This window comes from Acetanaerobacterium sp. MSJ-12, assembly GCF_018917875.1.
In the GTDB taxonomy this organism is placed as follows: domain Bacteria; phylum Bacillota; class Clostridia; order Oscillospirales; family Ruminococcaceae; genus Bittarella; species Bittarella massiliensis.
The window spans coordinates 22808-35623 of sequence record NZ_JAHLPK010000004.1 but is presented as its reverse complement, the minus strand read 5'-3'; the positions used below and the strand labels follow the sequence as shown (position 1 = coordinate 35623).

General features: G+C 62.9%; 10 protein-coding genes and 1 pseudogene. 8 read left to right on the top strand and 3 right to left on the bottom strand.

The window, feature by feature from the left end; all coding sequences use genetic code 11:
* Positions 1–83 precede the first annotated feature (83 nt).
* The 7 genes and pseudogenes from KQI11_RS05430 to KQI11_RS05400 all read left to right on the top strand — a co-directional run bounded on the left by KQI11_RS05430 (position 84) and on the right by KQI11_RS05400 (position 6114).
* A complete protein-coding gene (locus tag KQI11_RS05430; protein WP_185914776.1) occupies positions 84–224 on the top strand; it encodes a hypothetical protein in 141 nt (46 codons plus the stop codon).
* 16 nt (positions 225–240) lie between these two features.
* Positions 241–543, top strand: a complete 303-nt coding sequence (locus tag KQI11_RS05425) for an HIRAN domain-containing protein (RefSeq protein ID WP_216401366.1) — start codon at positions 241–243, stop codon at positions 541–543.
* Positions 544–819: 276 nt separating this feature from the next.
* Positions 820–1530 (top strand): alpha/beta hydrolase, encoded by a 711-nt coding sequence (locus KQI11_RS05420; RefSeq protein WP_216401365.1) that lies wholly within the window; start codon positions 820–822, stop codon positions 1528–1530.
* An 839-nt stretch (positions 1531–2369) separates the two neighbouring features.
* On the top strand, positions 2370–4613 hold the full coding sequence (locus KQI11_RS05415) for an ATP-binding cassette domain-containing protein (RefSeq protein ID WP_216401364.1): 2244 nt from the start codon (positions 2370–2372) through the stop codon (positions 4611–4613).
* Between the two features lie 148 nt (positions 4614–4761).
* A pseudogene (locus KQI11_RS05410) lies at positions 4762–5325 on the top strand (DUF3788 domain-containing protein); the annotation flags it as partial.
* An 87-nt stretch (positions 5326–5412) separates the two neighbouring features.
* On the top strand, positions 5413–5835 hold the full coding sequence (locus KQI11_RS05405; RefSeq protein ID WP_216401567.1) for a pyridoxamine 5'-phosphate oxidase family protein: 423 nt from the start codon (positions 5413–5415) through the stop codon (positions 5833–5835).
* Positions 5836–5904: 69 nt separating this feature from the next.
* On the top strand, positions 5905–6114 hold the full coding sequence (locus KQI11_RS05400) for a DUF3781 domain-containing protein (RefSeq protein WP_502757128.1): 210 nt from the start codon (positions 5905–5907) through the stop codon (positions 6112–6114).
* Positions 6115–6148: 34 nt separating this feature from the next.
* Here the strand turns inward: KQI11_RS05400 and KQI11_RS05395 are convergent, their stop codons facing one another.
* Positions 6149–6454 (bottom strand): hypothetical protein, encoded by a 306-nt coding sequence (locus tag KQI11_RS05395; protein WP_216401363.1) that lies wholly within the window; start codon positions 6452–6454, stop codon positions 6149–6151.
* Positions 6455–6870: 416 nt separating this feature from the next.
* Between KQI11_RS05395 and KQI11_RS05390 the strand changes: the two genes are divergently transcribed.
* The gene (locus KQI11_RS05390; protein WP_185914784.1) at positions 6871–7695 is read left to right on the top strand and encodes an NYN domain-containing protein; all 825 of its coding nucleotides are present in this window, start codon (positions 6871–6873) and stop codon (positions 7693–7695) included.
* Between the two features lie 558 nt (positions 7696–8253).
* Here the strand turns inward: KQI11_RS05390 and KQI11_RS05385 are convergent.
* Both KQI11_RS05385 and KQI11_RS05380 read right to left on the bottom strand, forming a co-directional pair.
* A complete protein-coding gene (locus KQI11_RS05385) occupies positions 8254–11337 on the bottom strand; it encodes an InlB B-repeat-containing protein (RefSeq protein WP_216401362.1) in 3084 nt (1027 codons plus the stop codon).
* 246 nt (positions 11338–11583) lie between these two features.
* Entirely contained in the window at positions 11584–12792 is a 1209-nt protein-coding gene (locus KQI11_RS05380; protein WP_216401361.1) for an AfsR/SARP family transcriptional regulator, read from the bottom strand.
* Between the last annotated feature and the right edge of the window lie 24 nt (positions 12793–12816).

Genomic DNA, 12816 nt, shown 5'->3' with positions numbered 1-12816 from the left:
AACAGTCCGTTTTATGGGACAGTTGGTTTTGTATACTGGTACCAGAGAGAACAAAAACCGACGACCTGTGAGGAGGACGGAAGATGGATTGCGAGATTCGCTATGTGAACGGCCATGTGGAAGTGTACGACAGGGGCGGGAGGTTTCAGTTTTCCGCCGACACCGAGCAGGAGGCCCTGCGGGACTTGCGGGACGGCTGGATGCTGCCCGACCGGGCCGCGTAAAAAGGAGGGACCACAGATGAAGAAAAAGCATTTTGTGACCGTCGTGGGGGGAAAGCACTACCTGGGCGCGGAGGTGTTCTCCCCCGGACAGGTGCTCATTTGCAAAAAAGAGCCCCAGAACCCGCACGACGCCGAAGCCGTCTGGGTGGGGGTGTCCCCCAGCTGTCAGGCGGGGTATCTGGCCAACAGTCCCTACACGGTGGCCAAGGGGACCATGAGCGCCGGCCGCCTCTACGACCAGGTGCCCGATATATTCCGGGTGCGGGTCCTCTTCGTGGCGGGCAGTCAGGTCATCTGCCGGGTCTGCCCGGAGCAGTAAGGGGGAGTTGCACCCCCTGTCTGCAGGGGTACTGTAGAAAAATTGGCGCAGTCTGGCGCGCCGAGAGGATGACCTGTAGTGGGCACATGAGCGCCGGTTGCCTCTCTACGACCAGGTGCCCGATATATTCCGGGTGCGAGTCCTCTTCGTGGCGGGCAGCCAGGTCATCTGCCGGGTTTGCCCGGAGCAGTGAGGGGGAGTTGCGCCCCCCTGTCTGCAGGGGTATACTGGAGAAAAACCGGCGCGATCTGGCGCGCCGGGAGGGAGGAATGCTCTGTGAAGGGAACGCTGCGCACTGGCCCGGAGGGGACCCGCTGCTATCTGCCCGCGCGCTGGGAGCGGGGGATGCCCGCTGCTCACCTGCTGGATGGCAAGATGGTGGAGGGGATGCTGCCCGAACTGCTGGCCGGGCTGGAGGGGGAGGGGGATGCCCTGCCGCCCCTGGCCCTGGTGCTGCACAGCACCGGGAACCGGGACGACGACTACACCCCCTGGCCCGCCCCCAACCTGAAAAAGGGGGACAGGCCTTTTGTCGGCGGCGCGGCGGGATACCTGCCCCGCCTCTGCCGGGCCAAGGAGGCGGCAGAGGCTGCCCTGGGGGCCGACAGCGAGCGCTCGGCCCTGCTGGGGTACTCGCTGGGGGGACTTTTTGCCCTCTGGGCGGCGGCCCAACCGAACGCCCCCTTTGCGGCCTTTGCCAGCCTCTCGGGCTCCCTCTGGTACGACGGTTGGCGAGAGTACGCCGAGGAGAAGTTGCCACAGCGGGGGCGGGACCTCTTCTACCTCTCTTTAGGGGAGGGGGAGGAGCACACCCGGATGGCGCGGTTGGCCCCGGTGGGGGACTGTACCCGCGCCCTCTGTAAACAGCTGCAAGGGCGGCTGGAGACCCCCGACCAGTGCGTGTTGGAGTGGAATCCGGGCGGCCACATCACCGGGATCGCCGCCCGCCACGAGCGGGCGCTGCGCTGGCTGGCGAGCCGCCTTTGAGGGGGCGAATGAGGGACCCCGGCGGCTGTGATTTCAGCAACCCAAACCGGCTTGACACCCTGGGCGGGGCGGCGCTTTTGCCGCCCCGCTTTGCTGTAGCTCTGCCCGGCCGTCGCCTTTGCCGGGGCAAACTTGGGGCGACACCCCATCGAACCTTCTGTTAAAGGAGCATATTCTGCACCGGCAGGGTCCCGAGACTCTCTTTCCCTGTCGCATTTTGCAGAGACCGTTCTCAACTCCGCAAGGGAGAGGCTGTCTCCCACAGCCCGGGCCCATGCCCCCCCATTCGGGGCTGTGTCCCTTCGCAGTCTGAGACTATGCCCCTCACTGCCCGAGACCATACTCTCCGCTGCCCGAGACCATGCCCCCGCCGTTCGAGGCTGTGTCCCTTCGTAGTCCGGGAATGTACTTCCCACTGCCCGAGGCCATGTCCCCCGCTGCTCGAGATCATGCTCCCCACAGCCCGGAGCCATACTTCCCTGCTGCTCGGGGTTATGTCCCCCGCTGCCAGGGCTATGTCCCCCCGCTGCCGAGGCTGTGCCCCTCGCTGTCCGGGGCTGTGCCCCCCCCGCTGTCCGGGGCTGTGCCCCCCGCTGCCCGGAGCTGTGCCCTCCGCTGCCCGGAGCTGTGCCCTCCACAATGGCGGTACATTTTTGGAAGTTGGGTGTCCGGGCGGCAAAAAGTGCCGTGCGCCCAGACTGTCGGCGGCCAGTGGGACCGTACAAAACCGCGCAAAATATGTCATGAAGGGGTCAGATTTACCTGCTATACTGAAAATCGGTGGCGCTCTGCAAAAACGGGCGCTGCGACAGACGGATGAGAGAGCGGGGGATCGACAGATGGCCGACATCACTGTGCACGGACTGACCCAGAACAACCTGAAACACATCACATTCAAAATCCCCAAAGAGAAGATCACGGTGTTTACCGGCGTGTCCGGCTCCGGCAAATCCAGCATTGTCTTTGACACCATTGCCGCCGAGTCCCAGCGGCAGATGAGCGCCACCTATCCGGCATTTGTGCGCGCCAGGCTCCCGAAGTACCCCAAACCGACTGTGGAGCGAATCGACGATCTGACCCCTTCGGTGGTGGTGGACCAGTCGCCGCTGGGCGGGAACGCCCGCTCCACTGTGGGCACCATCAGCGGGCTGTACGCCAGCTTGCGGCTGCTGTTTTCCAGAGTTGGGCGGCCCCGCGTGGGCCCGGCCTCCCGCTTCTCCTTCAACGACCCGGGCGGCATGTGCAAAACCTGCTCCGGCCTGGGCAAGGTCACAGAGGTGGACGTGAAGGCCATCCTGGATCCGGACAGGTCCTGGAGCGAGGGCTGCGTAAGGGACTCCCTGTTTCGCCCCGGCTCCTGGTACTGGAAGCAGTACGCCCAGTCGGGGCTCTTCGACCTCGACAAGCCGCTTGGGGAGTATTCCCGCGAGGAGTACAACCTTCTCCTGTACGGCTCCCGGGACGGCGGGGGAGAGCCGGAACACCCAAAGGTGACCGGGCTGTATCACAGGTACCAAAAGGCGCTTTTGAACCGGGACATCAGCAATAAGAGCGAGCACACCCGGGAGAAATCGCGCCGGCTGGTCACCGAGGTGGCCTGCGGCGACTGCCGCGGAAAGCGACTGAACGCGGAGGTTTTGGCCTGCAAGATAAACGGTTACTCCATCGCCGACCTCTGTGAGATGGAGTTGACGCGGCTGCGGGAGGTCCTCTTGCAGATCGACGACCAGGCGGTGGGCGTGCTGGTGCAGACCATCGTCGAGGGGCTGGACCGGATGATTGCAATCGGCCTGCCCTACCTCCACCTAAACCGGGAGACACCCTCCCTCTCTGGCGGCGAGGCCCAGCGGCTGAAGCTGGTGCGCTACATGGGCAGCAGTCTGACCGGCCTGACCTATATCTTTGACGAGCCCAGCACCGGCATGCACCCCCGCGACGTATACCGGATGAACGACCTCCTGCGGCAGCTGCGGGACAAGGGGAACACGGTGCTGGTGGTGGAGCACGACAGGGATGTGATCGCCATTGCGGACCACGTGATCGACGTGGGCCCCCTGGCTGGGCAAAACGGCGGGGAAATCGTGTTTGAGGGCAGCTTTCGGGAGCTGTTACAGGCCGACACCCTGACGGCGCGGGCCATGCGCTGTTCTCTGCCGGTGAAGCAGACGCCCCGCCGGCCGACGGGCAGCCTGCCGGTGCGGTGCGCCTGTCTCCACAATTTAAAGAGGGTGGATGTGGACATCCCCCTGGGTGTCATGACCGCCGTGACCGGCGTGGCCGGTTCGGGCAAGAGCACCCTCATCACCCAGGTGTTTGCCAGGCAGTACGAGGGGGAGGTGGTCGTGATCGACCAAAAGCCTATCACCGCCACCGGCCGCTCCACCCCCGCCTCCTATCTCGGCTTTTTTGACGACATCCGAAAGCTGTTGGCCCGGGAAAACGGCAAGCCCGAAGGGCTGTTCAGCTTCAACTCCGCGGGGGCCTGTCCGGTCTGTGGCGGCAAGGGGGTCATCGTCACCGAACTGGCCTTCATGGACCCGATTGTGACCGAGTGCGAGACCTGCGGCGGCGCGCGGTACAGCGAGGAGGCGCTCGCCTGCACTTACAGGGGAAAAAACATCGTAGAGCTGCTGGCCCTGACCGCCTCTCAGGCGATGGAGGTGTTTGAGGGCACAAAGATTCAAAAGCGCCTACAGGCGATGCAGCGGGTAGGGCTCTCCTACCTGTCGCTGGGCCAGCCGCTCAGCACCCTCTCCGGCGGGGAGCGGCAGCGCATCAAGCTGGCCAAAAATCTGGGGAAAAAGGGCGGCATCCTGGTGCTGGACGAGCCGACCACCGGGCTGCACCCGTCAGATATTCAAACCCTTTTGCAGCTGTTTGACCGAATCGTCTCCCGCGGCAACACCCTGCTGGTGATCGAACACAACCTGGACGTAATCAAACAGGCGGACTGGATCGTCGACATCGGCCCCGACGGCGGCAAAAACGGGGGAGAGGTGGTGTTTACCGGCACACCAGTGGAGATGCTGCGCCGCGGAAAAACGCTGACGGCCGACAGTCTGCGGGCCGCCTGTCGCCGGTAAAGGAGGGAGGGCTGGAAGACAGTCAGAAGAGAGAAAACCGCGTATTTCCCCCGCCCGAAAAAGGAGACGGTTTTTGCCCCCTACCCGCGGATTCGGCCGCGGCCAAAATGGTTTTTGGGGAAAAGGCCGCTGGAGGAGTGCAGAGGCGATGTGGAATGGTCGACGGGACCCTGCCCTCCACCGGGTATCGAACTCTGCGGGAGAGCGGGGCCGTCGCACACGGGTCGGATCGCGGCGAGAGAGGCGAACGCCTTGGCTGCCCGCTGTCGGGAGACCGCGAGGGCAAAGAGGAAGAGGAAAATTTGAATATTGTGAGGAGTGGGATGCCGTGCTGGAGAGAGTGCCGAATGCAGAGGAGATGACCGCCTTGGTCGGTCGGCCCCTGTTTGATGTTTGGATCGCGCTGTGCGCCGCCATCGACGAGAAATACGATATGGACCGCCTCTGGAACAGCGGCGGCAGGGCGTGGACCTACGAGTACAAGTACCGCAGAGGCGGCAGAACGCTCTGCGCACTGTACGCAAGGGAGAAGGCGATTGGCCTTATGGTGATTTTCGGGAAGGAGGAGCAGGCGGCGTTTGAGGCGGAGCGGGAACAGTACTCTCAGCGGGTTCAAGCGGTTTACGACAGGGCGAAAACCTACCGCGACGGGAAATGGGTGATGTTTGAGCCGACCGACCTTTCGATGGTTGACGATTTTGTTCGGCTGCTCGCCCTCAAGAGAAAACCAAACAAAAAAATAGAGTTTCCAGTTGGCCGGCAGAACGCTTGCCATACCGGACAGAGGGAGGACAGACAGATGTTGCGCGATGTTGAAACAACGCTTGGAGAATTTATTGACCGGCAAGGGGTCTCCTTTATCGCCTCCGTCTCGAAGGACGGCTTTCCCCATATGAAGGCGATGCTCCCGCCCCGCAAGCGGGTGGGCATCCGGGAGTTTTACTTTACCACCAACACCTCTTCCATGCGGGTGGCCCAGTACAGAAAGACCTCCAAAGCCAGCATCTACTTTTGCGACAGCCGCCTTTTTCAAGGGGTCATGCTGGTCGGCCGCATGGAGGTGTTGGAAGACCCCGCCAGCAAGGAGATGATTTGGCGGGAGGGAGACACCCTTTACTACCCCGAGGGGGTGACCGATCCGGACTACTGCGTTTTGAAGTTTGTGGCGACCAGAGGCCGCTACTACACAGACTTTCGCTCGCAGAGCTTCGAAATCGCTTGAGCGGGGCGGAGAAGGCGGGGGACCTGCTCTTCCATCTGGAGAGACTGCACACCACGCCGGGGGGGGGATGTGCGAATCAAAAAGAACCTGGCCTTGGATACCGGCGAGGTGCTCGAGTGGTGCCGGGAGAAGATAGCCGCTCCCGGTGCCGTCATCACCAGGACAGGCAAGAACTGGTATGTGCAAATTGACGGCTGCACCATAACGGTAAATGTACACAGCTATACAGTGATTACCGCCCATCAAAACAGGCGGAGAGTGGGTGAGGGGAGGGCATAAAGACAGCGGCAACACCGCGGTAGCTTCCCGTCGGTTAGCTGATAGCTGTCTTTATGTCCTGCCGCCGGGCTTCTGCCGCCGGGTCTCTGTCGCCGGGTCTCTGTCGCCGGGTCTTTCCCGCCAGATCTCTGCCGCCGGGTCTCTCCCGCCAGATCTCTGCCGCCGGGTCTCTCCCGCCAGATCTCTGCCGCCGGGTCTCTCCCGCCAGATCTCTGCCGCCGGGTCTCTCCCGCCAGATCTCTGCCGCCGGGTCTCTGTCGCCGAGTTCCTGCCGCTGGGCCTCTGTTGTCTGATCCCTGTCGCCGGGTTTCCACCACTGGGTCTCCTCTGCCAACTCCACCGTCTACCGTCTGCAAGTTGCCGTAGCCACAGCCAGCTTGCGATGAGGGGTTGGCATGGGGCGAAGTTTCGCTTTCGAGCGGAAAACACAGGGGTTGAAAACAATGCCGTTTGGTTGTCCTTTCCGGCAATTGGGGCCAAAGGCGTCGGATGGAGGTTCCCAGCCAATGGCCTTGGGCGCATTTGCCGTCCTTTTTAATTCTTCCCGTGCGGACGAGGGGGGGCTGCTTTTTGAGAAGGCCCTTCCTTTTGTCTTCCGCCGCAGATCCAATTGGCCGAGCCGTCTAGCCGGCCGTCTGGCTTGCCCGCGAGACGGCAGCTGCCGGTCTCGTCTTTTCCCCGGCGGCCTTTTTCGATTGCATCCGGCGCGGGGAATGGTGTATACTGGAAAGTATCAAGGGAAAAGGAAGGAATTATATGGAAAACAGCATGGACCGGCGCTTTGCCGTCCTGATAGACGCCGACAACGTGTCGGGCAAATACATCAAGTGCATCCTCGACGAGGTCTCCAGCGACGGGATCGCCACCTACAAGCGCATCTACGGGGATTGGTCGAGCCCGCTCCTCCAGTCCTGGAAGAGCCTGTTGCTGGACAACTCGATCCTCCCCATCCAGCAGTACGGCTACACCACCGGCAAAAACGCCACCGACTCGGCCATGATCATCGACGCCATGGACATCCTCTACTCGGGGAATGTGGAGGGGTTCTACATCGTCTCCAGTGACAGCGACTTCACCCGGCTGGCCGCCCGCCTGCGGGAGTCGGGGATGTACGTGGTGGGGATGGGGGAGAAAAAGACCCCCCAGCCCTTTATCAGCGCCTGCAACAAGTTCCGCTATCTGGAAATCTTGGCCGAGACCGCCGCCCGGGCGGCTGAGAGCGAGGAGACGGAGCAGCTGGAAGCGGAGGCCGAGGCGCCCGAGACCGCCAAGTGCGCTCCCGCCACTGGCGGCTCCCAGCAGATGACTTCGCAGAAGACCATCCGCAAGGCCATCCGCAACATTGTGGAGGAGATTTCCGACGAGGACGGCTGGGCCTTTACTGGCGAGCTGGGGAGCGTGCTCACCAAGCGCTATCCCGACTTTGACGTACGCAACTTCGGCTTTAAAAAGCTGACCCCCTTTCTCAAGTCCCTGGGGATGCTGGACATCAAGGGTATCCGCTCGGCCGACGGCAACAGCAAAGTGGTCTACGTCCGCCTTTTGGAGCAGAAAAAGACCGGCGGCAGGGGCGGGCGGTAGGCATTTCCCCCTTGCAGAGTCAGGCCCCTCTGCAAGGCCAAGAGCTTGTTGAAGGGCATACCGCCGACAAACCCCTCAAGAGGCACGAAAATTCTTCCGCCTGCATCATCTGCCCCACAGCCCGTAAACGAGCAATTGCGCACTAAGAAAACGTTTTGGCAGTGAGATCCCTGCTCATTTCTCGTTTCGCTCGATGCTTGAATTGAAAGTTTCTTTACTCTCTCCGGCTTAGCTGGGGGGTGTCGTTTCACTAAAGCGTATCAAGAACAAAAGGGGGCCCTTCCAGCAGGGCCCTCTTTTTGGTTGGTCTGTCCGCCAAAGGGGAGGAGCGCGCAGGGGGGAAAGGGCGCGGCGGGGGCCTTTAGATAAAAATTTGGTTGTCTGCTATTGGCTCTTTGTCCTTTGCCCTTGCTCTCTGTCCGCCCTGTGGAGAAGCCCTGCCCCGCTCGACAGAAAACCCCTGCCGCCCTCCTTTTGGGGAGAGCGGCAGGGGCTTCTTTTTATCACCTTATCCGGTTTGGGATAAGACTGCCGAAAATGTGGGTTCGCCTGAACCGATTAGCGGTTCTCCTGGGCCTCTTCTTCCTCTTCATCTTTCTTGAAGAGGAGAGTGAAAGCCTGAGCGGCGATGCCGACGGCGAAGAAGATGGTCCAGATGTCGGCGATGCGGAAGCGCCAGACCATGGGCTGGGTCACGAAGAAGAGGACGACCAGCAGAGTGGCGAGGCCGGCCAGGATCCCCTTTTTGCCGAGGGTGCGCTTTTTGCTCAAAGCACCGGCGATGGCGAGAATCAGGGCGACGGCGGCGCCGATTAGGTCGAGCAGGGTCATGCGGTCAGCACCGGGGGCCTGGGCCTGCGGGGTCTCGTTGTCGAGGATCTCCTCGGTGGGGCCGTCGACCGGGGTCTGGGCCTCGGGGGTCTCGTTGTCGGGAATGGTCACCTGGTCGGCCGGGGTGTTATTGGCCGGCGCGTTGTCAGCGGGGGTATTGCCGCCGGGGGTGACAGCCGGGGTGGCGGGGTTGGTCGGGTTGACCGGAGTGGTGGGATTCGTGGGAACGGTGGGATTGGTCGGAACGGTGGGGTTGACCGGACCCACAGGGGGCTCCTCATTGTCCGGGGTGGGGTTCACGGGCTGCTCGGTTTTGATTTCCCGCCAGAGGGCGGTGACAGTCAGCTCGCCGGTGACCTTCGAGAAGTCGGCGCTCCAGCCGGCAAACTCCCAGCCCTCGTCGGGGGTGGCCTGCGGGGCCACGGCGGCCTCGCCGTGCCAGATGGTCTGCTGGGCGTCGCCAGAGACAGTGCCGTGCTCGCCGGGCAGGAAGGTGACGGTGTAGGAGGCCCGGTTGAAGAGGGCGGTCAGCTCGATGTCAGAGGTGAGGCGGGTGTTGATGTCGTAGAGGTTGTCGTCTTTGTCGGCCCAGCCCTGGAAGGTGTAGCCGTCGTTCATAACGGGGGTGGGCAGGTCGGCCAGCTTGCCGTAGTTGGGAACGCTGGCAGTGCTGCTCTCCAGGCTGCCGGCAGCAGCGGGCAGGACAAAGGTCACAGTGTTCTCCTTGGCCCGGTAGACCAGGGTGTAGGTGTTGTCGCCGGTGACCTTGGGGTCGGTGGTCAGCAGGTTGCCGTCCTTGTCGTAGACGCCCACCGCCTCATAGCCGATGAGGGTGGGGAACAGCTGGCGGTCGGTCATGCCGTGGAGGACGGTGCCCTCCTGCACGGGCAGGGAGCTGTCTTCCAGGGTGACAGGGGACTCCTGGTCGCCCTGCAGAGCCGAGACGTTTTCCAGCGGGTTGCCGTCAGTGTCTCTGATTTGGGAGGTGACGGTGAAGGTCTTCTCCTCCCAGAGGGCGGTGACGGTCAGCTTGCCGGTGACCTTCGAGAAGTCGGTGTCCCAGCCGGCAAACGCCCAGCCCTCATTGGGGACAGGGGTGGGGGCCACAGCGGCTTCGCCGTGGTAGACCTGCTGGTCGAGCGCCCCTTCCAGGGCGCCGTGCTCGCCGGGCAGGAAGGTGACGGGGTAGGACAGGTGGGTGATGTCGGCGGTCAGTTCCAGGTCGGAGGTGATGCGGACCGAGGGGTCGTAGGCGCTGTTGTCGGGCAGCTTCCAGCCGTGGAAGACATAGCCTTCGTTGGCGCTGAAGGCGGGGGCGGCCAGCTTGCCGTAGAGGGGGACCGAGATCGACTCGCTCTCCACCGAGCCGGCGGCGCTGTCAAAGTGCAGGGTGACGTTGTAGTTGACCGGGGTGTAGCGGACAAAGTAGGCGTTTTGGTTGGCCATCCCTTTGACCTCCACCGCGGCGGCGGTCACCTTGTTGCCGTAGTTGTCGTAGATGCCCTCGAAGGTGTAGCCCACCAGGGTCTTGGCGGTGGGGAGGGTGTACTCGCTGCCGACGGGGAGGCTGTCGTGCTGCTCGTCGATCAGCGTCAGGGGCTGTTCGGTGTCGCCCACCAGCTCGCTCACCTGGCCGAGAGGGGCTCCGGTGGCGCTGTTTTCATAGAAGATGGAGACCACGTTGGTCTGCTGGACGAACTGGGCCACGTAGGTGATATCGCTGGCGAGGGGCGCTTTGACGTTTTTCTGGTTGGGGCCGATGGCGATCTTGCTGCTGCCCTCTGCGGCCCAGCCGGTGAAGACGTAGCCGAATTTGGCATTGACGGTGGGGACCTTGACATTGCCCGCGCCGTAGACCGACTGCACCGGTTTGCCGCTGGCGATGGAGCCGGCGCTCTCGTCCACCTGGAAGGTGACGGTGTTGAGGCGGGGGCCGCCCAGAGCCACGTCGGCGCTGGCGACGACGGTGCCGTCTTTCAGGTGCAGCTGGGCGGTGAGGACCGCCGAGGCGTTGTTGTTTTGCAGTTTGGTGACGGTGTAGGTGTTCTCGCTCCCTTGGGGAGAGACGCCGAAGTTCTCGTTGCCGGCAAAGGTCAGGTAGCTGCCGCTCAGGTCGGTCTTGCCGATTTCGGTGGCATAGGCCTCGGGGACGGTGACGCTGCCGAAGTTGTCGACTTCAGGGCAGGCGATGAGGGAGTGTTCGATGTTGTTGCGGTCTCTGGTGTACACTTTGATAGAGACTTTGTAGCTGGTGCCGGGTTTCAAGTCGACGTGGTTGCCGCCGCCGGCGCCGAGGATGAACTGCTGTTCGACCCAGTAGCCGTTGCCGCAGCCCTCCAGCTTGTGGTTGCCGTCGAGGGGGTAGTTGACGGTGGTGTGCACCGTCTCGCCCCGGCCGGTGGGGGTGAAGGTGTAGTCGATGTGGTGGATGTCATAGTAGGTGTCGGTGTAGGAGGCGCGCACCAGCTTGTAGCCGAGCTGGAAGCCCTTGTCGCTCACCGTCTTGGCGACGGTGTTTTCCAGCGAGGGGGTGAAGGCGACGTCCCCGCTCTCCCCGTTTTTGAGGGAGAGGTTGGCGGGGCTGGCGGCCAGGGAGGCAGTCAGCTTGTAGGTGACGGTTTCGATGTTGTGGGGGGCGGTGAGGGAGTAGGTCTTGTGGTCGAACTTGACTTCGGTGTCATACTTGGAATTTTGCTCGGTGACCGAAGAAGAGCCGATGCCGGGTTCCGGCTTGTTGGCAAAGGCGGTGGCGGGAAAGCAGCCCAGTGCCAAAACAAGGGCGGTCAGGCAGGCCAGCACTCGTTTTTTCATGTGAATTTCCTCCTCTACTGCAGTGTTGCAAGCGCCTGGAAGGGCGCACTCTCTTTGTTTCTGTCCCCATTCTATCGGTGGGCGGTCACAGAACCGGTCACGAAACCGAAATTTTTACAAAAAAGGAAGAAAGAATTTTTACCGGCTGCCAGCGCGAGGGGGCAAGCGCCGTCCAGGCGGGCGAGGGGGGGGACAAAAAAGGCCCCGGACGGCGGCGTCCGGGGCGGCGGGGAGGAAACGGTATCTCTAGACGATGGGGGAGAGCTCTCGGGCTTTGGGCTGCAGCCGCACCCCTTTGGGGGGCTGTTCGGCGGCGAAGCATTTCTGCAGCCGCTCGGTGATGATCTCCACGTCGGAGAACTGGCGCACCGAGAGCATGAGGATGTACTGGCTCTTGGAGTAGCGGGAGAAGACGTCCCCCTTGCGCAGGGCGCGGGAGATGGCGCTCTTGAGTTTGAGCATGGCGGTGACGTTGAGGTCTTTGGGCAGCACCCCGCCGCTGGGCTTGGTGAGGGTCAGGAGGAGCAGCACCACGTTGTTGCCCGCCCGCTCGGCGCTGCGGGCCACCATGTGGTAGATGTGCTTGAACATCTCGTAGGGGCAGAAGTAGGCGCCGCGGATGGGGCGCTGGTCCTTGGTGATTTCGGCCAGGTCCTCCTGGATCTGCTGCAGGTCCTGCTCGATGAGGTTGGTGCCCTCGCTGGCCCAGAAGTAGATTTGGCGGATCTCGGCGCACAGTCGCTCCCCCAGCTCGTCGTAAAAGAGGTTGGCGGTGATGGGGTAGTAGTTGAGGATGGCCTTCTTCATCCCCAGCTGCTGCATGGCGGTGAACATATAGAGGTAGATGGGCTCCTGCAGGGGCTCGATGAGGTTGGCCTTGCGGCAGATGGCCAGCACCTCCTCGCAGTGCTCGCGCGAGGGGTCTTTGAGCAGCTGGGTGCAGACCCTGTCCACCGCGTCCAGGTAGAGGCGGCGGTAGTAGACGTTGTACTGCACGATCCACCGCTGGGTGGGGAGGTTTTGTAGCAGGTCCCCCGAGTAGAGGGAGAAGAGGGCCCTTCCCGCCCGGAGGAGGTCGTCGTCGGACACGCCGGGGCGGGTGATGGTGCGATAGCACTCTTCGGCCTCCTCGGTGTCCAGCTCCACCGGGAAGCCGGGGGTCAACTGGTAGCGGTTTTTGGAACTGCGGATGCAGTCGCCTTCCAGCCCCGCGTCCCGCAGCTGTTTGCGCAGGTTGTAGATGGCGTTTTTCAGGGCGCCGGCGGGGTTCTCCAGGTCCTCGTCCTCCCAGAGGGCCTTGATGAGCTGCTCGTTGGTCACCGCCTCCTGCCGGTGCAGCAGCAGGTAGGCAAAGGCCTCTGCCGGGCGGCCCAGGCGGCCCTTGCTCTCCAGCAGGACCCGGTCGCCCTGCACGGCGCGCAGCCCCCCAAAGAGGCGGACAGTCAGTGTGTTCACGGCAATGCTCCTTTCTCCCGCGGG

Bases quoted from the DNA above. Each gene is read 5' to 3' on its own strand.
- KQI11_RS05430 (WP_185914776.1), top strand. From the start codon at position 84: ATGGATTGCGAGATTCGCTATGTGAACGGCCATGTGGAAGTGTACGAC.
- KQI11_RS05415 (WP_216401364.1), top strand. From the start codon at position 2,370: ATGGCCGACATCACTGTGCACGGACTGACCCAGAACAACCTGAAACAC.
- KQI11_RS05385 (WP_216401362.1), bottom strand. From the start codon at position 11,337: ATGAAAAAACGAGTGCTGGCCTGCCTGACCGCCCTTGTTTTGGCACTG.
- KQI11_RS05390 (WP_185914784.1), top strand. From the start codon at position 6,871: ATGGAAAACAGCATGGACCGGCGCTTTGCCGTCCTGATAGACGCCGAC.
- KQI11_RS05425 (WP_216401366.1), top strand. From the start codon at position 241: ATGAAGAAAAAGCATTTTGTGACCGTCGTGGGGGGAAAGCACTACCTG.
- KQI11_RS05405 (WP_216401567.1), top strand. From the start codon at position 5,413: ATGTTGCGCGATGTTGAAACAACGCTTGGAGAATTTATTGACCGGCAA.